19 protein-coding genes are annotated in these 21,318 nt (G+C 66.4%); 14 read left to right on the top strand and 5 right to left on the bottom strand.

Annotation, left to right across the window (positions count from 1 at the left end):
* Positions 1–181 precede the first annotated feature (181 nt).
* Together D4Q52_RS07195 and D4Q52_RS07190 are read right to left on the bottom strand one after the other, a co-directional pair.
* Positions 182–604, bottom strand: coding sequence for a VOC family protein (locus tag D4Q52_RS07195; RefSeq protein WP_119855856.1), 423 nt, complete (start codon positions 602–604; stop codon positions 182–184).
* Between the two features lie 122 nt (positions 605–726).
* Positions 727–1,707, bottom strand: coding sequence for an NADPH:quinone oxidoreductase family protein (locus D4Q52_RS07190; protein WP_119855855.1), 981 nt, complete (start codon positions 1,705–1,707; stop codon positions 727–729).
* A 131-nt stretch (positions 1,708–1,838) separates the two neighbouring features.
* Here D4Q52_RS07190 and D4Q52_RS07185 point away from each other — a divergent pair, with 131 nt between their 5' ends.
* Positions 1,839–2,243: a carboxymuconolactone decarboxylase family protein gene (locus D4Q52_RS07185; RefSeq protein WP_119855854.1), complete on the top strand. Its 405-nt coding sequence runs from the start codon at positions 1,839–1,841 to the stop codon at positions 2,241–2,243.
* A 142-nt stretch (positions 2,244–2,385) separates the two neighbouring features.
* A complete protein-coding gene (locus tag D4Q52_RS07180) occupies positions 2,386–3,570 on the top strand; it encodes a thiolase family protein (protein ID WP_119855853.1) in 1,185 nt (394 codons plus the stop codon).
* A gap of 15 nt (positions 3,571–3,585) precedes the next feature.
* Here D4Q52_RS07180 and D4Q52_RS07175 read toward each other — a convergent pair whose 3' ends face one another.
* Positions 3,586–4,572, bottom strand: coding sequence for an NADPH:quinone oxidoreductase family protein (locus tag D4Q52_RS07175; RefSeq protein WP_119855879.1), 987 nt, complete (start codon positions 4,570–4,572; stop codon positions 3,586–3,588).
* Between the two features lie 139 nt (positions 4,573–4,711).
* Here D4Q52_RS07175 and D4Q52_RS07170 point away from each other — a divergent pair, with 139 nt between their 5' ends.
* The 3 genes from D4Q52_RS07170 to D4Q52_RS07160 all read left to right on the top strand — a co-directional run bounded on the left by D4Q52_RS07170 (position 4,712) and on the right by D4Q52_RS07160 (position 8,641).
* Positions 4,712–5,791: an AraC family transcriptional regulator gene (locus D4Q52_RS07170; RefSeq protein ID WP_147407772.1), complete on the top strand. Its 1,080-nt coding sequence runs from the start codon at positions 4,712–4,714 to the stop codon at positions 5,789–5,791.
* 87 nt (positions 5,792–5,878) lie between these two features.
* A complete protein-coding gene (locus tag D4Q52_RS07165; protein ID WP_119855878.1) occupies positions 5,879–7,402 on the top strand; it encodes an acyl-CoA synthetase in 1,524 nt (507 codons plus the stop codon).
* A gap of 33 nt (positions 7,403–7,435) precedes the next feature.
* The gene (locus tag D4Q52_RS07160; protein WP_119855851.1) at positions 7,436–8,641 is read left to right on the top strand and encodes an ABC transporter substrate-binding protein; all 1,206 of its coding nucleotides are present in this window, start codon (positions 7,436–7,438) and stop codon (positions 8,639–8,641) included.
* A gap of 266 nt (positions 8,642–8,907) precedes the next feature.
* Here D4Q52_RS07160 and D4Q52_RS07155 read toward each other — a convergent pair whose 3' ends face one another.
* On the bottom strand, positions 8,908–10,095 hold the full coding sequence (locus D4Q52_RS07155; RefSeq protein WP_119855850.1) for an acyl-CoA dehydrogenase family protein: 1,188 nt from the start codon (positions 10,093–10,095) through the stop codon (positions 8,908–8,910).
* A gap of 435 nt (positions 10,096–10,530) precedes the next feature.
* Between D4Q52_RS07155 and D4Q52_RS07150 the strand changes: the two genes are divergently transcribed.
* Both D4Q52_RS07150 and D4Q52_RS07145 read left to right on the top strand, forming a co-directional pair.
* Positions 10,531–11,718, top strand: a complete 1,188-nt coding sequence (locus D4Q52_RS07150; RefSeq protein WP_119855849.1) for a M24 family metallopeptidase — start codon at positions 10,531–10,533, stop codon at positions 11,716–11,718.
* Positions 11,719–11,758: 40 nt separating this feature from the next.
* Positions 11,759–12,763, top strand: a complete 1,005-nt coding sequence (locus D4Q52_RS07145; RefSeq protein WP_119855848.1) for an LLM class flavin-dependent oxidoreductase — start codon at positions 11,759–11,761, stop codon at positions 12,761–12,763.
* 24 nt (positions 12,764–12,787) lie between these two features.
* Here D4Q52_RS07145 and D4Q52_RS07140 read toward each other — a convergent pair whose 3' ends face one another.
* The gene (locus tag D4Q52_RS07140; protein WP_119855847.1) at positions 12,788–13,648 is read right to left on the bottom strand and encodes an IclR family transcriptional regulator; all 861 of its coding nucleotides are present in this window, start codon (positions 13,646–13,648) and stop codon (positions 12,788–12,790) included.
* Positions 13,649–13,986: 338 nt separating this feature from the next.
* Here D4Q52_RS07140 and D4Q52_RS07135 point away from each other — a divergent pair, with 338 nt between their 5' ends.
* Genes D4Q52_RS07135 through D4Q52_RS07105 form a run of 7 tightly spaced genes read left to right on the top strand, consistent with a single transcriptional unit; the run spans position 13,987 to position 21,318 of the window.
* Entirely contained in the window at positions 13,987–14,760 is a 774-nt protein-coding gene (locus D4Q52_RS07135; RefSeq protein ID WP_234831110.1) for an ABC transporter ATP-binding protein, read from the top strand.
* A gap of 8 nt (positions 14,761–14,768) precedes the next feature.
* Positions 14,769–15,548: an ABC transporter permease gene (locus D4Q52_RS07130; protein ID WP_119855845.1), complete on the top strand. Its 780-nt coding sequence runs from the start codon at positions 14,769–14,771 to the stop codon at positions 15,546–15,548.
* A 13-nt stretch (positions 15,549–15,561) separates the two neighbouring features.
* Positions 15,562–16,425, top strand: coding sequence for an FAD binding domain-containing protein (locus D4Q52_RS07125; protein ID WP_119855844.1), 864 nt, complete (start codon positions 15,562–15,564; stop codon positions 16,423–16,425).
* The gene (locus tag D4Q52_RS07120) at positions 16,422–16,904 is read left to right on the top strand and encodes a (2Fe-2S)-binding protein (protein ID WP_119855843.1); all 483 of its coding nucleotides are present in this window, start codon (positions 16,422–16,424) and stop codon (positions 16,902–16,904) included. Before D4Q52_RS07125 ends, D4Q52_RS07120 begins: the two co-directional genes overlap by 4 nt.
* Positions 16,891–19,191, top strand: a complete 2,301-nt coding sequence (locus tag D4Q52_RS07115; RefSeq protein ID WP_119855842.1) for a xanthine dehydrogenase family protein molybdopterin-binding subunit — start codon at positions 16,891–16,893, stop codon at positions 19,189–19,191. Before D4Q52_RS07120 ends, D4Q52_RS07115 begins: the two co-directional genes overlap by 14 nt.
* A complete protein-coding gene (locus D4Q52_RS07110; RefSeq protein ID WP_119855841.1) occupies positions 19,188–20,276 on the top strand; it encodes an ABC transporter substrate-binding protein in 1,089 nt (362 codons plus the stop codon). The genes D4Q52_RS07115 and D4Q52_RS07110 overlap by 4 nt, the downstream gene beginning before the upstream one ends.
* Before the next feature lie 13 nt (positions 20,277–20,289).
* Positions 20,290–21,318 carry an LLM class flavin-dependent oxidoreductase gene (locus D4Q52_RS07105; RefSeq protein WP_182915255.1) on the top strand — a complete coding sequence of 343 codons (1,029 nt, stop codon included), beginning with the start codon at positions 20,290–20,292 and terminating at the stop codon, positions 21,316–21,318.

Below are 21,318 nucleotides of genomic sequence, written 5' to 3'. Positions count from 1 at the left end.
CGATCGACGCCCTGCTCAAACCGCCGCCGACCATCAAAGATCAGCGACAGTTGAGCCTCAGTATTGATCAAATTTAAACCGGACAGCCGTGGCACAAGGCCGGGCATGACGGGTTGAGACGAAAGTGGCCTGTCTCATTGACTTCCCCTCGGTCAGGCTCTGACGAGCGGCGTGAATGTCGTCAGCTCGGCTGGGTGTTGATCATCCACGGGATGCCGAAGCGGTCGATCAGTGAGCCGAAACCGGGGGACCAGAACGTCGGCGCGAACGGCATCATCACCTTGCCGCCTTCGGAAAGTTGCTCGTGCCAGCGCTGCGCCTGCGCCTGATCGCTGGTGTGCAGGGTGACGTCGAAACCGTTCTTCGGCTTGGTGATGTTCGGCGCCCAGCCGGCGTCCATGTCGGCGCCCATCAGCGCCTGATCGCCGACCTCGAGCCAGCAATGCATCAGCCAGTCCTTGTATTTGGGATCGGTGATCGGCATGTCGGGCGGCGCGTCGCTGTACGGCATCGCAGCGGTGATCTTGCCGCCGAGCACCTTGGCGTAGAATTCGAACGCTTCCCGGCACTGACCCTGGAAACTGAGGCTGGTCACGATCTTCATACGGTTCTCCCTTGATCCGCCCGAACGGTGGCGCTGCAGACGCCTGCGCGAGTTCCTGCAAGACGGATCAGCCTGGCGTGACCCGACAGAGCCGTTCGGTTTTTTTATCGAGGCCGCCGGCGTCAGGCGGAGACCCGGATCACCACTTTGCCGAGCGCCTGCCGGCCCGCAAGCGTCTTGAACGCTTCGCGGAAGTCGGCGATGTCGAACACTTGGCCGACCGCCGGCTTAAGCCGGTTCTCGCTCAACAATCGGAACAGCTCGTCGCTGACGCGCCGATAGGCCTCCGGCTCGCGCCGCGGCACCTGGGCGAGGTCGACGCCGGTCAGCATGCCGCCCTTGAGCAGCGGCAGGTTGAACGGCAGCGCCGGGATGCTGCCGGCGGCGAAGCCGACCACGACGTGGCGGCCGTTCCAGGCGATCGAGCGGAAGGCTTCGATCGACACCGGGCCGCCGACCGGATCGATGATGACGTCACAGCCATGGCCGCCGGTGAGGTCTTTGAGCTCGTCGCGCCAGTCGGCGCGGGTGTAGTCGATCGCCGCGTCGGCACCGAGTTCACGCGCGAAGTCGCGCTTCGCCGCAGTCGAGGCCGCGGCGATCACGCGGGCGCCAAAAATCTTGCCGAGCTGGATCGCGGCGGTGCCGACGCCGCCGGCGGCGCCGAGCACGAGCAGCTGATCGCCGGCCGCGAGCTTGGCGCGCTCGGTCAGCGCGTAGTGCGCCGTCAGGTAGTTGGCGCGGAACGCCGCGCCGGCTTCGGCCGACACTCCGTCCGGCAGCGGCGTCACTGCATCGGCCGGAACGACGATGTAGTCGGCGAGGGCGCCGGAGCGCGTCATGCCGATCACCGGCATGCCTGGGCTGTAGCCGCTCACATCGCCCGCGACCTCGTCGATCTCGCCGGCGAATTCCGTGCCGGGGATGAACGGCAGCGGATCCTTGGTCTGGTAACGACCCTGCACCTTGAGGCCGTCGACGAAGCCGATGCCCACCGCGCGCACGCGCACCCGCACCGATCCTGGCGTGAGCGGCGGCACCGCAATGTCCTGCAACGCGACCTGGTCGATATCGGTGTAAGTGTCGACGACGACGGCTTTCATGCGATGGCGGTCCTCGATTGGCGCTCTGGGGGCGATGTTGACCGATGCGTAGGTCTGTGCCGAGTTGTCGGTCAAGCGAAAAGCGTTCGCTTGAGACACGCACGCCGTGCAGCCACAGGAAGGAACGACCCATGAGTTACGATCAGACCATCACGCTCCGCGGCCTATTCGAGATCGGGCTTGCGGCGCGCCGCGAGGTGCTCGGCGCCGACTATGTCGACAAGTCGCTGCAATCGACCAGTGATTTCATGAAGGCGTTTCAGCACATCACCACCGAATGGTGCTGGGGCTATGCGTGGAATCGGCCGGGGCTCGACCGCAAGACCCGCAGCATGCTCAATCTGGCGATGCTGACGGCGCTCAACCGCGCGCCGGAGATCAAGCTGCACACCCGCGGCGCGATCGCCAACGGCGTCAGCGTCGACGAAATCAAGGAAGTGCTGCTGCACGCCACGGTGTATTGCGGCATCCCGGCCGGGCTCGACGCGTTCAAGGCCGCTAACGAAGTGCTCAAGGAGCTCGGCGAGGTGAAGTAGGCGCGGCCGAAACACGCTGCCGTGATGGCGGGTGGCTTTGCCCGCTCTTGCGATGGAATGATGAGCGACATACAACAACCCCGTCCCATGATCGGGTCGCTGTCGCTCGCGCGCGACCGGCCCTCAGGCCGAGGAAATCATCATGTCCGCTCGCGAGATCGTGCTTTGCCATCCGGTTCGCACCGCCATCGGCGCTTATAACGGTACGCTGAAAGGCACGCCGGCGACCGATCTCGGCAGCGTCGTGATCCGCGAGACGCTGCAGCGCGCCGGGCTCGACGCCGACGCGGTCGGCGCGGTGGTGATGGGCAACGTGGTCCAGGCCGGCAACCGGATGAACCCGGCGCGGCAGGCGGCGATCGGCGGCGAATTGCCGGTGTCGGTTCCGGCGCTGACGGTCAACCGGGTGTGCGGCTCCGGCGCGCAGGCGATCGTCACCGCGGCGCTGGAGATCGCCGCCGGCGACATCGACGTCGCGGTGGCGGGCGGCATGGAGAACATGGACCGCGCGCCGTATCTGCTCGAGGGCGGCCGCTGGGGCTATCGCATGGGCCCGGCCGAGGTGCTCGACAGCATGCTGACCGACGGCCTCAACGACGCGTTCTCCGGCGAGCATTCCGGCTGGCACACCGAGGATCTGGTGACCAGGCTGCAGATCACCCGGGCCGAACAGGACGCCTTCGCGGCACGCTCGCAGCAGCGCTTCGCGGAGCGGCAGAAGGCCGGCGTGTTCGCGGACGAGATCGTCGCAGTGCCGGTGAAGGGCCGCAAGGGCGTCGAAGCTTTCGTCTCCGACGAAGCGCCGCGACCGGATACGACGGTCGAAGTCCTCGCCAAGCTGAAGCCGGCGTTTCGTCCGGACGGCACCATCACGGCCGGCAATGCGCCGGGGCTGAACAGCGCGGCGTCGGCGATGATCGTCGCCGAACGGAGCTACGCCGATGCGGCCGGCATCGCGCCGCTGGCGCGGCTTGCCGGCTACGGCGTCGCGGCGGTGGAGCCCGGCATGTTCGGGCTCGGCCCGGTGCCGGCGGTGAAGAAGGCGTTGCAGCGCGCAGGCTGGCAGCTGTCGGACGTCGAGCGCATCGAGATCAACGAGGCCTTCGCGGCGGTGCCGCTCGCGAATATCAAGCAGCTCGGGCTGCCGGCCGACATCGTCAATGTCGAAGGCGGCGCCATCGCCCACGGCCATCCGATCGGCGCTACCGGCGCGATCCTGACCACGCGGCTATTGCATTCGATGAAGCGCGACGGCCTGCGCAAGGGAGTCGTCACGCTGTGCATCGGCGGCGGGCAGGGCATCGCGCTGGCGCTGGAGATGATCTGAGCCACACCCGACGGCTCAGAACGTCACCACGATCTTGCCGACCGCGCGGCGATCGGCGAGCAATCGGATGGCCTCGCCGCCTTGCGCGAGAGGAAACTGCGCGCTGACGCCGGCCGACAGCAGGCCCTGCTTGTACCAGGACTGCAGCTCCGCCTTGTTGGCCGCCAGCGCCTCCGGCTGGGTCAACGTAAACGTCCGCCAATTGACGCCGAGCACGTCGCAGTTCTTCAGCAGCGGCAGGTTCAGCGGCAGCGACGGGATGCCGGCGGTGAAGCCGAGCACGGCGTAGCGGCCGCCATCGGCGACGCAGCGGATCGCGGTGTCGGCGAGCCAGCCGCCGGCCGGATCGATCACCACGTCGGCGCCGGCGCCGACCGCTGCCTTGAAGCGCTGGCCGATTTCCTTGCGGTCCGCCGGCGCGCTCGCCGGATACAGCACGCCGCCCACCGCGCCGTGCTGGCGCGCGAAGGCAAGCTTGTCGTCCGACGACGCGGCGGCGATCACCCGCGCGCCCATGATGCGCGCGACCTGCACGGCGGCGATGCCGACGCCGCCGCCGGCGCCGAGCACCAGCACGGTTTCGCCGGGCTTGAGCTGAGCGCGGTTGCGTAGCGCGTACAGCGCCGTCTCGAAGGTGAACTGCATCACGGCGGCGTCGACGAACGACATGCCGTCGGGGATCGGCGCGCAGCGCGTCGCATCCACCGCCACCGCTTCAGCCATGCCGCCAGTGCCGATCCGCGCCGTGACGCGGTCACCAACGCGGAAGCCCGTCACATCATCGCCGAGCGCCGTCACCACGCCGGCGATCTCGGCGCCCGGCGCGAACGGCCGCGGCGCCTTCACCTGATAGAGATCCTGGATCATCAGCAGATCCGGATAGTTGACGCCGCAGGCCTTGATGGCGATGACGATCTGCCCGGGGGCGGCGACCGGGCCGGGGACGTCGACCAGCTTCAGCGTCTCAGGCCCGCCCGGCTCGCGGCTCAGCAATGCGCGCATCATGCGGCTCCTTCGGTTGTGCTGTCGCATGGGTGGCGGGCGCGCAGCTTTTGCGCAATGACCTGAGCGACCGATCCGGTTGGCGCCGGGCGCCAAGCTTACGCTGGCGAGCACGCGCCGTCGCCGCTATCCTGCTGGCATGCCGGACATCTCCTCACGCCGAACCGGGCCACGCGCCGCGGTCTCATCACGCTCTGCGATCGACTCGGGCTATGTCGGCCTGATCCTCAGCGGCGCGCGCGAAGCCGGGGTCGACGTCGATCGCCTGCTGGCGCGCGCCGGCATCCGGCCGGCGGAACTGGAGCAGCCGGGCGCGCGGCTGCCGCAGGATCAGTTCGCCCGGATGATCGCGCTGCTGACGCGGCTGACGCGAGACGAGCTCTGGCTGCTCGGCAGCCGGCCGATCAAGCCCGGCACGTTCCGGATGATGTGCCGCCTGCTGATCCATTGCGGCAGCCTGCGCCAGGCGATCCGGATCGGTTGTCAGTTCTATCATCTGGTGGTCGACGATTTCGTCGTGCGGCTCGCCGAAGGCGAGCACGACGCCTCGGTCTACGTCACCGACACGATCGAGCAGCCGAGGCGGCGCCGGATGGTCAACGGCGCCATCCTGATGTTCACCTACGGGCTGATGTGCTGGCTGGTCGGTCGGCGCCTGCCGCTGATCACCGTGCACTACGTATTTCCGGAGGAAGCGTTCAGCTCAGAGCTCGAGCCAGTGTATCGCGCCCCGATGCTGTTCGATCAGCCGCGCACCGAGATCCGGTTCGATGCCGAACTGCTCGACCTGCCGATCATGCCGGACGAGCAGCGGCTACGCCGCTTCCTGGCGTCGATGCCGAGCGCGCTCTTGGTGCGCTATCGCGACGACGCCAGCGTCGCCGAACGTGTCCGCGGCATCCTGCGCCGCAACCTGAAGCGCACGCTGTCGCTCGAAGACGTCGCCGGCATGCTGGCGATGTCGCCGCAGACCTTGCGGCGGCGGCTGCTCGACGACGAGCAATGCGGATTTCAGGAGATCAAGGATCAGGTGCGGCGCGACGTCGCGACGCACATGCTCAAGAAGTCGCGGCTGCCGCTGGAAGAGGTGGCGCTGTCGCTCGGCTTTTCCGAACTCAGCACGTTTCACCGCGCGTTCCGGCGCTGGACCGGCATGGCGCCCGGCGAATTCCGCGAGCGCCACGCGACGCCTCCGGCGCGGTCGGATTCCGCCAACTGAAATGGCGCGCACGGTCATTTGGCGAAGCGCTCGGACGACCGATACTCCCTGCAAGCGGCCATTCTCACGGCCAGCAACGGGGAAGAGATGCCAACACTGCGCCAGTGGGCCGAGCGCCATCCTGACAAGACCGCGGCGCTGATCGCGTTCAGCGACGAGGCGATCAGCTATCGCGAGCTCGACCGCCGTGCCAATGCGGTGACGCAGCTGCTGATGTGGATGGGGTTGTCGGCCGGCGACGGCATCGCGATTCTCCTCGACAACGACCTGCGCTACTTCGAGCTGCTGTGGGGCGCGCGGCGTCACGGCGTGTACTACACGCCGGTGAGCACGCATCTGAAGCCGGAGGAGGCGGCCTATATCGTGCGCGACAGCGGCGCCAAGGTGTTTTTTGCCGGCGCGCGCTTCGCCGAAGCCGTCAAAGCGCTCGAGGCCGACAATCCGCACGGCTGCACGATCTTCACGGTCGGCGAGGGCGGCAGCGGGCTCAACTACGTGGCGGAACTCGCGAAATTCGATCGCATGATCGAGATCCCGGATGGCCCTGTCGGCAAGGATTTCTTCTATTCGTCCGGCACCACCGGCCGGCCGAAAGGCATCAAGCAGCCGCTGTTCTCCAATCTGCGCCAGGCGCAGGCGTCCGGCGACTGGGTGCGCGAAAACTTCGGTTTCGACGACGCCACCGTCTATCTGTCGCCGGCGCCGCTGTATCACGGCGCGCCGCTGCGCTTCACGATGCGGACGCTGGAGAGCGGCGGCACCGCGGTGGTGATGACGAAATTCGCCGCCGAGCCGGCGCTGGCGGCGATCGAGCGCTATCGCATCACCCACAGCCAGTGGGTGCCGACGATGTTCTTCCGACTGCTCGGACTGCCCGACGAGGTGCGCAGCCGCTACGATCTGTCGTCGCACGTCTGCGCGATTCATGCCGCGGCGCCGTGCCCGCCCGAACTCAAGGAGCAGATGATCGCCTGGTGGGGTCCGATCGTCTGGGAATACTACGCCGGCTCCGAGCGCAACGGCGCGACCTGCATCTCGACCGCCGACTGGCTGACGCATCGCGGCTCGGTCGGACGCGCCTGCGTCGGCACCATCCATATCCTCGACGAGGACCACAACGAGCTCGCTCCCGGCGAGGTCGGCGACGTGTATTTCGACGGGCCGACTTTCGTGTATCACAACGATCCGGACAAGACCGAACGCTCGCGTAATGCGCTCGGCTGGTCGACGATCGGCGACGTCGGCTATGTCGATGAGGACGGCTTCCTGTATCTCACCGATCGCCGCTCGCACATGATCATCTCAGGCGGCGTCAACATCTATCCGGCAGAGATCGAGAACTGTCTGGCGCTGCATCCGTTGGTCGCCGACGTCGCGGTGTTCGGGCTGCCGAACCTTGAATATGGCGAGGAGGTCAAGGCCGTGGTCCAGCTCAAGGATCCGTCGCTGGCGACGCCCGCGCTGGCGCAGCAACTGATGGCATTCTGCCGCGACCAGCTCTCGCACGTGAAATGTCCGCGCTCGATCGATTTCGAGCCGGAACTGCCGCGGCAGGAGAACGGCAAGCTGTTCAAGCACGTGCTGAAGCAGCGCTATCTCCAGCCGGCCTGATCCGCCGCAACATTCACCACATAGGATATCGACATGAACAAGCTGATAGCAGCGGCGTGTGCCGCCGCCTGCCTCGCCGCGTCCGCGCCGGCGAGCGCCAAGAACTACGGCCCGGGCGTCACCGACACCGAGGTGAAGATCGGCCAGACCATGCCGTACAGCGGCCCGGCGTCGAGCTTCGCGGCGATCGGCAAGGCGATGACGGCCTATTTCGAGAAGCTCAACGCCGCCGGCGGCATCAACGGCCGCAAGATCAATCTGATCTCGCTCGACGACGGCTACAGCCCGTCCAAGGCGGTGGAGCAGACGCGGCGCCTGGTCGAGAGCGACGAAGTGCTGGCGATCGTCGGCACCTTCGGCTCGCCGACCAATTTTGCGATCCAGAAATATCTCAACACCAAGAAGGTGCCCGGGCTGTTCCTCGGCACCGGCGCCAACCGCGTCTCCGAGCCGCAGACCTATCCGTGGTCGATGGGCTGGCAGCCGAACAACCACGCCAAGGGCGTGATCTACGCCAAATATCTGCTCAAGGAGCGGCCGAACGCGAAGGTCGCGGTGATGTATCAGAACGACGATTTCGGCCGCGATTACGCCAAGGGGTTTCGCGACGGGCTCGGCGACAAGGCCGCCAGCATGATCGTCAAGGAGCTCAGCTACGAGATCACCGAACCGACCGCCGACTCGCAGATCCTGCTGCTGAAGGCGACCGGGGCCGACGTGTTCCTCAACATTTCGACGCCAAAATTCTCCGCGCAGGCGATCAAGAAGATGGCCGAGACCAAGTGGGAGGCGCTGCATCTCTTGAGCGATGCCGCCGGTTCGATCTCCTCGACGCTGGTGCCGGCCGGGCTGGAGAACTCCAAGGGCGTCATCACGGTCGCGTTCCGCAAGGATCCGAACGATCCGGCCTGGGCCGAGGATCAGGGCATGAAGGACTATCTGGCGTTCATGAAGCAGTACATGCCGAATGCCGACCCGTCCGAGACCTACTACGTGTTCGGCTATGCCACCGCGCAGACCTTCGAGCACGTGCTGAAAGCCTGCGGCGACGACCTGACCCGCGAAAACTTGATGAAGCAGGCCGCCAGCATCAAGGACCTCGAACTGCCGATCCTGCTGCCCGGCATCAAGCTCAACACCAGCCCGACGCATTTCACCCCGATGAGCCAGGAGCAATTGATGCAGTTCGACGGCACAAGGTGGAAACCGATCGGCACGGTGATCGACGCGGAGAAATAGCCGCGACGCTTGCCCCGAAACGAGTACGCCCGGCGAGAGCCGGGCGTTTTGTCGTTAGCGATGGACGGCGAAGCGAACTCACTGAGGGGCCAACGATGGGTTCGACCACATCTCCCCGTCATGGCCGGGCTTGTCCCGGCCATCCACGCCTTTTAATCGCGGTGAGGCTGCAAGGCGTGGATGCCCGGCACAAGGCCGGGCATGACGGGGAGAGGGCCTTCGTAACCTCGAAGTATGATCGCCTCGAAGACCTGTGAGCCGTCGGCTTACGCCGTCATACTTGCCCTCAGGACTTCGCGGGCGATGGTCATTTTCATGACTTCGGTGGTGCCCTCGGCAACCTGGGCGATGCGGCTTTGGAAGTAGAGCTGGCCGAACCGGCTCTCCTGCAGCACGCCGAGGCCGCCGTGGATCTGGATGGCGCGGTCGATGACGCGGCAGGCGGCCAGCGGGGCGAAGCATTTCACCATTGCGGCTTCCTTGCGGGCGTCGAGGCCCTGATCCAGCATCCAGGCGGTCTTGTAGACCATCAGCCGTGACTGCTCGAGATCCATCTCGGATTCGGCGAGCATCCACTGAATTGCTTGCCGCTCGGACAGCGGCTTGCCGAACGTCTCGCGCTCACGGGCGCGCTTGGCCGCCTGGGTCTGGGCCCAGCGCGCGGTGCCGGTCAGCCGCGCGCCGATCACGGTGCGGTTGCGGTTGAGCTGGTCCATCATGTAGCGGAAGCCCATGCCCTCGGCGCCGAGCAGGTTCTTGGCCGGCACGACGCAATCCTTGTACTGATAGTCGCAGCTGCGGCCGAGATACGTCCCCGGCGCCATCGTGGTGTATTCCTTGAGCACCGAGACGCCAGGGTTCGGGTAGTCGACCAGGAACAGGCTGATGCCCTCATAGCCCTTGCCGGGATCGGTGACGGCGTAGCACAACAGATATTTCGGCGTGATGCCCGGATGGTTCGGCGGCGGCGCCCAGCGCTTGATGCCGTTGATGATGTAGTTGTCGCCGTCGCGCACGGCGGTGGTCTCGATGCCGGCGGCATCGGAGCCGGCGCCGGGCTCGGAAATATTGATGTGATAGAACTTGTCGTCCTTGAGGATCGGATAGAGATAGGCCTCCTTCTGCCATTCCGGCGCCACATAGAGCGCGGGATGTGGATCGAGAAAGCCCGACCAGGTCGCCAGCAGGCCGTGCATCACCGGCGATTTGACGATCTCCTCGTACACCAGGCACTTGGCGATGGTGCCGAGGCCCTGTCCGCCGGCGTCCTTCGGCACGGCCAGCCCGCGAAAACCGTATTCACGGAACTTGGCGACCACGCCCATGAACACATCGTGCGGCACGGCATAATCATCGATGCCCCAGCGGTCTTCCAGCGGCCGGCAGACCTCCTCAACGAAGGCGGCGGCGCGTGCCTTGATCTCTTGTTGTTGTTTCGACAGTTCAAAATCCACGTGTGATCTCCAGCCTGCTTTGCTCGCAAACCGTAGTCAGCAGGCGCCGCACGCGACATGGCGCGGCGCCTCAATCTGGTTGGCTGATTGGACCAGCGGCTGAGGGCCCGTGCGCGGAAACGGCGCAAATTTTGTGCGCGAGATGTTCGGTTTGCGGCCCCTCGTCTGATCGCGTTGGTGTCCGGCAGCCTGCTCGGCGCCGGCCACGGCGCAACAACGCCGACGCGGCTGGCGTAGCGCAGCGGCGGGCGAGAGCAGGACCGAAAGGCCCTGCGGGCCGCCGCGTCTGACTTCCTTGGATCCAGTCGGATTGCTGTTCTTTTGAGCAAACCGGAGGCACCGAACTGATGATTTTCGTGCGCCATCCGAATTGACACGGCGACCGCCCAACGTCAAAATCAGAAACACCGTGCCGATAATAGAAACAAGGCTGTCATGCTTCTGAATGCCCCCCGCGCCGCCACGACCATGCAAGACAACGGACTCGACGCGCTGATCGCGACAACGCCCGAGAATGTGCTCTACCTCGGCGGCTACTGGGCGATGTCGCAGTGGGTGCGGCGGGGGCCGCAGGCCTATGTGCTTTACGGCCGCACCAAGCCCGAGCCCTGTATCATCACCAGCACGTCGCTGCTCGACCTCGTATCCGACCAGAACCCGGGCGGCGAGGTGCGACGGTTCTCGTATTTCCGCACCGATGTCGATCCGTCGGCGACGCTCAGCGCGGAGGATCAGCGCCAGGTCGCGCTGTTCTCGCAGCCCGAATACAAGGGCCCGGTCGAGGCTCTGGCTGCGGCGATCACCGAGTCGTTCGGCGCCTCGGCGCGGATCGGCATCGACGAACTCGGCATCACGCCGCAGGCCATGGAGGAACTGATCGCGCGCTTGCCACAGGCGACATTTGTGCGCGCGTTCAAGCTGTTCGAGACCATCCGGGCGATCAAGATGCCGGAAGAAATCGCCCGGTTGCGCCAGGCATGTTCGATCACCGAGCAGTCGATCGATCGCGCTTTGGGGGCGGCGGCTGAAGGCATGACCGAACTGGAGATGGCGAGGGTGTTCCACAGCACCACGACCAGCCTCGACGGTGTGCCGGTGACCGGCTGTATCGGCTTCGGCGATCGCAGCGCGATGAGCAACGTACAGCCATCGTCGCGGCCGCTGCGCCGCGGCGACGTGATCCGGTTCGACGTCGGTTGCCGCTACAAGCATTATCGGTCGGATATTTCGCGGATTGCGTCGTTCGGCGAACCCACCGCCAAGGTTCGCGACTATCACAACGCGCTGTGGCTCGGCGTGCAGCGCGCGCACGAAATTGCCAGGCCGGGACTGCGCGTCGCCACGCTGTTCAACGAAGTGGTCGACACCGTGCGCCGCAACGGCATTCCGCATTACGAGCGCAGCCATGTCGGACACGGCATCGGCATCGACGGCTACGATCCGCCGAACATCGCGGCCGATTCCGGCGACGTGCTGCAGGAGAACATGGTGGTGTGCGTCGAGACGCCGTACTACGAGCTCGGCTTCGCCGGCCTGCAGGTCGAGGACATGATCCTGGTCACCAGCGACGGCAGCGAATCCCTGATGGCACGCGACGGGCGGCTGCGCGTCCTGCCGACCTGACCCTCGACATTCCCCGAACTGCACCTCGAAGGAGAGCGATGTGAAATTTTCCGTATGCCTGGCGACCGGCTACGAGGGTCTGGCCTATCCGATCCCGTTCTGCGCCCCGCAGGACCTGGTGAAGACCGCGGTGCTGTGCGAACAGCTCGGCTATGACGGCGTCTGGGGCAACGACCACATGACGACGCAGCACTACGTGCGCGAGATGTATCCCGACACGCCGCCGAACTTCTTCGAGCCGCTGGTGGTGATGGCAATGATCGCGCAGGCCACGACCAAACTGCGGGTCGGCACTGCGCTTCTGGTCATGCCGATGCGCGAGCCGGTGTATCTGGCCAAGCAGGTCTGCACCATCGACCAGATGTCCGGCGGCCGCTTCACCATGGCGGTCGGGCTCGGCGCCTATCGCGAAGAGTTCGAGGCGTGGGCGGGCAGCAAGGCCAAGACCTTCCACCGCGGCGAGATGATGGAGGAGGGGCTGAAGTCGTTCCTGGCGCTGATCTCCGAGAAGTCGGCCAGCTTCGACGGCAAGTACTACTCGTTCCACGGTGTCGAGCTGGCGCCGAAACCGGTACAGACGCCATTTCCGCTGTTCATCGGCGGCCATAACATGCAGTCGATCGAGCGGGCCGCGGCGGTCGGGCGCGGCTGGCTGCCGGGCTGGCGGCCGTTCAACGAGATCGAGGAGCGGATCGGCCAGCTGCGGCAGCGCGCCGCGGCGCTCGGCCGCGATCCAGCCGAGATCGAGATCGCGCCGCAATTCTCGCTGCTGATCGGCAAGACCGACGAAGAAGCGGAGAAGACCTATATGGCGAGCGGCCTGGTCGCGCACCGTGTGTCGCTGGCCTATACGGGCCGCGACCCGGTGCATCAGGTCACGGCGAACCTCGTCGGCTCGCCGGCCTCCATCATCGAGAAGATCCATAAGCTGAAGGCGATCGGCGTCGATCACTGCGCCGCAATGGTGGTTGCCGTCAATTCGCTCGGTGAATACGACGACCAGGTGCGCTGGTTTGCTGAAGAGATCATGCCGCACGTGCAGTAGGCACGTGCGCGCCGCGCCGCGAACTCAGCGGCGCGGCTCCGCGATACGCGCCGCATTCCGCGCGGATGTGCGTTGCCGGTCGAGCACGCGGGCGGATCCGGCGGGATCGCCCGCGATATTGGCACCGAGTTTTCGCGAAGCCGACAACGCGGCGTCCACCACCAGCTTGATCACGCGGCTGCGCTCCTTGTCGGTCAGGCCGGCGCTAGGCACGCCGCCGCTGAGCGCCCCAATCGCCTGGTTCTCCGCATTGCGGACCACCGCGCCGGCCGAATACACGCCGACACGGTTTTCTTCCTCATTGACCGCGTAGCCGAGCCGGCGGACCTCCTGCAATTCGACGAGGAGCTTCGGAATCTGGATCTTGGTCTGCGGCGTCAGCTTCGGCAGCGGCGCCTCGCTGAGGAGCTGCTTGACTTCGGCATCCGTGTATTCGGCGAGGATCGCTTTGCCGAGCGCCGTGGAATGCAGATAAGTCTGAGCGCCGGGACGATGGTTGAGCGCGATCGGTCCGCTGCTCGGGACCGTGGCGAGATAGACCACCGCATGATCGCGCAGCACGCCGAGGAAGCCGTTGATGTGCTGATCCGCCAGTTTGTGCAGCTCAGGCATCGCCGCGGAATGGATGGTGCTCTGACCGAGAAACGCATTGCCGGTGCGGAATGCGCGATAGCCGATGGTGTAGCGCGCGTTCTCGCCGGACTGCTCCAGATAGTTGGCGCGGCTGAGCGTCTTCAGAAGGCGCAGCGCGATGCTCGGCGCGATGTCGAGTTGACGCGCCACTTCGCGCACGCCGAGCGGAGGCGAGTCCGCCAGCAGATCGAGGATCGCGATCGCGCGCGCCACCGACTGATTCTCCGCCGCGGAGCCGGTCTCTTGGGTCATTTCAACTTTCTTCCTTCGCTCTACCGCTATTGCAGTGGCGTCCCCGTTTTGTGCATGGGGGAACGTGACTGCCCATGATCAGCGCAGCCTGCCGTTTCCGCAAGCGCGAGATGCCTAGTCTATCATCCGGACGCTCGTGTAGTGCGACCGCAACTCCTGATCATGCGACGCCCGTGCCGACTTTCGGCGTTGACTAATCGACGACCCGGAGAATAAGCTCAATACGTGGAACGGCGTACCGATATTGAGCACAACGTGAAGGCCTTGGAAACCCGCAAATGGCGATCGCCGCATTACGCAAAACAGTCGATCGGGCCATGCCGCAGGGGCGGCCGTCGATGATCTCCGTGCGCGGTGCCGGCAAGATCTATCGCACGCGCTCGGACGAGACCGTCCACGCGCTGAAAGACGTCGACCTGGAAATCGCGCAGGGTGAGTTCGTCTCCGTGGTCGGGCCGAGCGGTTGCGGCAAGACCACGTTGCTGCGGATCCTCGCCGGGCTCGAAGGCGCCACATCCGGCGAAATCGTCGTCGGCGGCCACAAGGTTCGCGGCCCGAATGACGACGTCTCCGTTGTGTTCCAGCAGGCCACGCTGCTGCCGTGGTACACGGTGCTGCAGAACGTGCTGCTGCCGGCGCACCTGAAGGGCGATCGGTCGCCGGCGAGCGAACAGCGGGCGCGTGGGCTGCTCGATCTGGTCGGGCTGAAGGATTTCGAGCGTAAATATCCGTTCGAGCTTTCCGGCGGCATGCAGCAGCGCGTCGCGATCTGCCGCGCGCTTGTGCGAAATCCGAAGATCCTGCTGATGGACGAGCCGTTCGGCGCGCTCGACGCGATGACGCGCGAGACCATGAATGTCGAGCTGATGCGGTGGTGTTCGCAGGAAGGCAAGACCGTCATGTTCATCACGCACAGCATTCCCGAAGCCGTGCTGCTCGGCGACCGCGTCGTGGTGATGTCGCCGCGGCCGGGGCGGATCTCGGAAATCCTCGACGTCGAGATTCCGCGGCCGCGCGATCTGCGCACGCTGGGCACGCCGGCTTTCGCCGAACTCAGCGACCGCGTCCGGCAGCATTTCGGCGCCGTGGCGGCGCCCGGCCAGGACATGTGAGGCAGACGATGCGCGGCCGGACCCTTCAGAAACTGCAATCCCTGACTCTGCTGATTGCCGTCTTCGCCCTCTGGGAAGGCGTCGTGCGGATCTTCGCGATTTCGCCGTTCGTGATTCCGGCGCCGAGCGCGGTGGTCGTGCGGCTGGTCGATATGGTGACGACCGGAGAGATCTGGCCGCATTTCGTCGCGACGCTGACGTCGGTGCTGACCGGGCTCGCGGCGGGCGCCATCGCCGGCCTCGTCGTCGGCAGCGCGATCTCGCTGATGCCGGCCGTCGAGCGGCTGGTGTATCCCTATGTGGTGGCGATGCAGACGGTGCCGAAGATCGCGATCGCGCCGCTGTTCGTGATGTGGTTCGGCTACGGCCTGACCTCGAAGATCGTGATCACCGCGCTGCTGTGCTTCTTTCCGATCCTCGTCAGCGTGGTGTCCGGCTTTCATGCGGTCGACAAAAGCCAGCTCGAGATGATGCGGGCGTTCGGGTCGACGCCGATGCAGACGCTGTTCCGGTTGCGCATTCCATCGGCCCTGGTGCTGATCTTCGCCGGCTTCGAGATCGCCTCGGTGCTCGCGGTGATCGGCGCGGTGGTCGGCGAATTCGTCGGCGCCCAGGTCGGGCTCGGCTATCTGATCACGTCGCTCAATTTCAACCTCGACGTCGCCGGCATGTTCGCCGTGCTGCTGTGCCTCGCGGTGATCGGTCTGTCGCTACACGGCGCGGTGAAGTTCGCGCGCAAGCGGATGATCTTCTGGCTGCGGTCGGATCCCGCACCGATCCTCGGCTAGGCGGACCGACCTGATGAAGCTACCGGCATTCGACTACGCGCGCCCGGCCTCGCTCTCCGAAGCGATCGCGCTGCTGCAAGGCGACGACGCCAAGCTGCTCGCCGGCGGCCAGAGCCTGCTGCCGATGATGGCGTTCCGGCTCGCGGCGCCGCGGCTCTTGGTCGATATCGGCCGCGTGCCGGGGCTCGACCAGATCACGGTCGAAGATGGCATCGTGACGCTCGGCGCCGGCGTGCGCTGGCAGCAGATCGAGACATCGGCGCTGCTCGCGGCGGCGCATCCGCTGCTGGTCGAGGCGATCAGTCACGTCGCGCATCTGCAGATCCGCAGCCGCGGCACGATCGGCGGCAGTCTCGCGCATGCCGATCCGGCCGCGGAGTTGCCGGCTGTGGCGCTGGCCTGCGATGCACGCATCGTCGCGGTCGGGCCCGCCGGCGAGCGGGAGATCGCGATCGGGGATTTTCTCACCGGTCCGCTGGAGACGGCGCTGTGCGCCGCGGAGATCGTCACCGCAATCAAGATGCCGACGTTGGCGGGGCGGCGCTATGGCTTCGCTGAATTCGCGCGGCGTCCCGGCGATTTTGCGCTGGCCGGCGTGTGCCTGCACTACGCCGTGGATGAAGCCGGGCAGATCACCGGCAGCCGCGTCGTGGCCTTCGCAGCCGTGGAGATGCCGCAGCGTCTGGTCGCCGTCGAGGGCCGGCTCGACGGGCGCCGAGCCGACGACCTGAACTCGTCGGAACTGCGGACCGCGCTCGCAGGCGAAGTCGACTGCGTCGACGATTTGAATGCGGATCGTGCCTATCGGACCGCGCTGCTCGGCGTGATGCTGGAGGACGCACTGGCCCAGGCGCGCGACCGAAAGGGCGCGGCATGAAGATCGTCCTGACCATCAACGGCGAACGCCGCGAGGCCGAGGTCGAGCCGCGCCTGACGCTGGCGGATCTGCTGCGCGATCAGTTGCGGCTGACCGGGACGCATCTCGGCTGCGAACATGGTGTCTGCGGTGCCTGTACGGTGATCGTCGATGGCGCGCCGGTGCGCGGCTGTCTCACTCTCGCGGTGCAAAGCGACGGCTGCACGATTACCACGGTCGAGGGGCTCGGCACGCCCAACGCGTTGTCGCCGTTGCAGGCTGCGTTCAAACGCTGCCACGCACTGCAATGCGGCTTCTGCACACCCGGAATCTTGATGACGCTGCACGCGCTGTTCGGCAGCGAGCCCGATGCGACAGAGGAGCGCATCAAGGAGGCGCTCGGCGGCCACGCCTGCCGCTGCACCGGCTATCTGCCGATCGTCGAGGCGGCCTGCGCCGCGCAACCGGCTTACCAGGACGGCGCCGATGTCGCGCGCTAACACCATGGTCGGGCGCGCGGTCGAGCGCCTCGAAGACGCGCGCTTTCTCACCGGGCGCGGCCAATATGTCGGCGATCTCGCCACGCCAGACACGCTGCATGCCGTGATCGTGCGCAGCAACGTCGCCCACGGCCGCATCGTTCGGATCGACGGCGACGCGGCTGCGGCGCAGCCGGGCGTCGCCGCAATTCTCACCGCGCGCGACATCGCCACCGTGCCGATGATCCCGCTGCGGCAGCAGGTGCTGCCGGAAGGCGAGCCGTATCTGCAGCCGGTGATCGCCCACGACGTGGTGCGCTACGTCGGCGAGCCGGTCGCCGTGGTTGTCGCGACCAGCGCGGCGCTGGCCGAAGACGCCGCCGCACTGGTCGAGGTCGAGATCGAGCCGCTGCCGGCGGTCGCCAGCGTCGAGGCCGCCCGCACCGACAAGACGCTGTTATTCACCGCATCGGGCAGCAACCGCGCGATCCTGATGCGCGCCGAGAAGGGCGACGTCGATGCCGCGTTCGCTGGCGCCGACTACGTCCGCAAGGCGAGCTTCAGCACCCAGCGCCACACCGCGATGACCATGGAGACGCGCGGCCTGTTCGCGCAGTGGGACGCGGCCGCCGAGCATCTGACGCTGTCCGGCGCCGCCAAGGTGCCGTTCTTCAATCGGCGCACGCTGGCCGGCATGCTGGGGCTGACCGAGGCGCAGGTCGACCTGATCGAGGTCGATGTCGGCGGCGGTTTTGGCGCGCGCGGCGAGTTCTATCCCGAGGACTTTCTGATTCCGTTCGCCGCGAAGCGGCTGAACCGTCCGGTGAAGTGGACCGAGGACCGCCGCGAACACTTCATGGCGATGAACCATGCGCGCGAGATGGCGGCGACGCTGGAGATCGCCTGCCGCCGCGACGGCAAGGTGATCGGGCTGCGCGGCACCGTCGACGTCGATATCGGCGCTTATGTGCGCACCAACGGCTTCACCGCGCCGCGCAACGTCGCGCAGTTTCTCAGCGGGCCGTACAGCATCGCCAATGTCGGCGTCGATGCGGACGTGTTCGTCACCAACAAAACGCCGGCCGGCACCTATCGCGGCCCGGGGCGGTTCGAGGCGGCGTTCTTCTTTGAGCGACTGCTGGAGATGGCGGCGACCGACCTCGGCATCGCGCCGGACGAGATCCGTCGCCGCAACCTGATCGCCGAACACGAGATGCCGTACAAGATGCCGCGGACGCGGCACGTCGATCCGAGCAGCGAGACGGCCTGCGATAGCGGCGCCTATGCGGTCGTGTTCGATCGCTGCCTGCGGGAGTTCGGCTGGCATAGGCGGGTCGTCGACCAAGGCCGGCTGATCGACGGCAAGTATCACGGCTTCGGCCTCGGCTGCTTCATCGAGGGCGGCGCCGCCGGCCCGCGTGAGAGCGCGCGGATGACGCTGCGGCCGGATGGCGGCGTCGATCTCGACGTCGGCTCGTCGGCGATCGGGCAGGGGCTCGAGACCGTGATGGCGCAGATCGCGTCCGATGCGATCGAACTGCCGATCGACAAAATCCGGGTGCGTCACGGCTCGACCACGCTGGTCAAGGAAGGCTTTGGCTCGTTTCATTCGCGCTCCACCGTGATGGGCGGCAACGCCGTCGGGCTGACTGCGGACGCGCTGAAGCGCGAGGTCGCCCGCGTCGCCGCAGCGACGCTCGGTTGCACACCGGAGCAGGTGGTGATCGCCGACGGCGCGGCAACGTTCGGCGATCGCAGGCTGAGCTTTGCAGAGCTGGCGCAACAGGGCGTCAGCGCCGAGGCGAGCTTCAGCAATACCAAGCACACCTACAGCTACGGGGCCCACGCCGTGCACCTCACCGTCGATCCGCGCACCGGGCGGGTCGACATTCTCGACTATCTGACGGTCGAAGATGTCGGCAAGATCATCAATCCCGCGACGCTGCACGGGCAGGTGATCGGGTCGGTGGTGCAGGGGCTCGGCAGCGTGTTTCTCGAGCAGATCCACTACGACGAGGACGGCCAGCTGCTCACCGGATCGCTCGCCGATTATCTGCTGCCGAGCGTCGCGAACTTTCCGAACATCCGCTCGGTGTCGCTTGAGCTGCGGCCGTCGCCCAACAATCCGCTCGGCGCCAAGGGCGCGGGCGAGGGCGGCCTCATCGCAGTCGGCGGCGCGGTCGGCAACGCCATCGCCGGCGCGCTGCGATCGTTCGGCGTCGAGCCGTGCCATCTGCCGTTCACGCCACCCCGGCTGTGGCACCTGATGCATTCTTCCAGTGAAGCCCATCGTGAGGAGGTGAGATGAAACGGACGTCCAGACTTCGCCGCGTCGCCCTGCCGCTTGTCGGCCTGCTGCTGACGGCCGGCGCCGCCCAAGCCGACACCGCGATCAAAGCGCTGATCCCGGCGAAGCTGATCAACGAAGCCTTCTCGCCATTCAGCGTCGCGAAGTACATGGGCTACTTCTCGCAGGAGGGGCTCGACGTCAATCTGATCGCGGTCGGCGGCTCCAACGAAGTCGCGCTGGCGATCAACTCCGGCGCCGGCGACGTCGGCGCGGCGTCGCCCGGCCAGGCGCTGGTCGGCCTGCAGTCGGAGCAGGGCCTCAACCTGAAGTACTTCTACGAGTGCAACTACCGCAGCATCTGGACCGTGACGGTCGCGCCCGACAGCCCGATCCAGACCATGAAGGACCTCAAGGGCAAGCGGATCGGCATCGCCGCGATGGGCAGCGCCGGCATCAATTTCGGCAAGGCGATGGCGGCCGAGGCCGGGCTCAACCCGAACAGCGACGTCTCGTTCGTCGCGGTCGGCAGCGGCGCGCAGGCGATGACGGCGCTGAACCAGAAGGTCGTCGACGCGCTGGTGTTCTCGTCGCAGGAGACCTCCAAGTTCGAAGCCAACGGTTTCAAGATCCGTTATCTCGACACGGGCGAAGGCTTCGCCAGTCTTCCCGATGTTGGTCTGATGGCCCGCCGCGAGGCGTTCGAGACCAATCGGCCCATGCTGATCGGCTTCGCCCGCGCGGTCGCCAAGGGCTATCTGTTCTCGCTGGCCAATCCCGAGGCCGCGGTGAAGATCAGCTGGAAGCTGTTCCCGGAATCCGAGCCGAAGAACATGGATCCGAAGGAGGCGCTCGAAGGCGGCGTGATGGTCAACAAGCGCCGCATGGAGATCTGGGATTCGCCGAAGACCAAAGGCGTGCTCGGCACCTTCATCGAAGCCGACTGGCGGCGGCTGCTCGACTACATGAAGACCAGCGGCGTGCTGAAGACCGACATTCCGCTGGACCGCGTCTACACCAACGACCTGATCCCCGAGATCAACAAGTTCGACAAGGACGAGGTTCGCAAGCAGGCGATGGCGTTCGACATCGGCAAGATGAAGTGACCGGATGACGTCGATGCCGACAGGCGGAAATCTGCCCAGGCTGTCCGTGCGTCTGCACGGCGGCTTGACGGCGCGGGAATGCGTCGAACTCGCCGAGGTGGCCGAAGCGGCGGGGTTCGCGTCGCTGTGGTTCGCCGAGAACGCATTCGCGCGCGGCATTCTGCCGTCGGCCGCCGCCTGCGCGATGGCGACCCGGCGGATCGGCATCGGCGCCGGCGTGTTCAATCCGTTCAGCCGTCACCCGACGCTGATGGCGATGGAAGTCGCGGCGCTCGATGAACTGAGTGGCGGGCGCACCATGCTGGGAATCGGCGCCGGCATCGCCTCGGCGGTGCGTAAAATCGGCCTCGATCCCGACAAGCCGGCGCCGGCGCTGCGCGACACCATCATCATCCTGCGCAAGCTGTTCGCCGGCGACACCGTCGATCACGCCGGCGCGCGTTTCTCCGCGCAAGGCGTCAAGCTCGAGCATCCGACGCGCGCGGACCTGCCGATTCTGGTCGCAGGTCGCGGCGAAATCACCTCGAAGATGAGCGGCGAACTCGCCGACGGCGTGATCATCTCCAACATGTGCTCGCTGCCGTTCGCCTCGCGCACCGCGGAGCGCGTCAATGCTGCCCGCAGCGCAACCGGGCGATCAGGTTCGGCGCACGCTGTGCAGTACATGCCATGCTCGGTCGACGCCAACGAGCAGCGTGCGCTGAGCGCTGCAAAGGTCGCCGTGGCCGACATGCTGACGTCGTTCTGGCGGATGGGCGAGCGCGTGGCCTCTGCGCGCGATGCGATCCTGTCGGAAGGCACGGTGACGGCCGAGGAGTACGAGAGCGCGGTGCAGATGCTGCAGGCCGGCGGCTCGCCGGAGCTGCTCGACGCGCGGATCGCCCGGGCCTTCGTGTTGTGCGGCACGCCCGAGGCCTGCCTTGCCCGCGCTTCGGACTACGCCGCTGGCGGCGTCACCGAACTGGCGCTGACCTTCTCCGGGCCGACCCAGACCGCGCAGATGCGGTTGCTCGGTGACGCACTGCGCCGCGCGGAGAACTGA

The organism is Rhodopseudomonas palustris (genome assembly GCF_003591005.1).
Lineage (GTDB): Bacteria > Pseudomonadota > Alphaproteobacteria > Rhizobiales > Xanthobacteraceae > Rhodopseudomonas > Rhodopseudomonas palustris_K.
The sequence above is the reverse complement of the archived record's forward strand: the minus strand, read 5'-3'. Positions and strand labels throughout refer to the sequence as shown.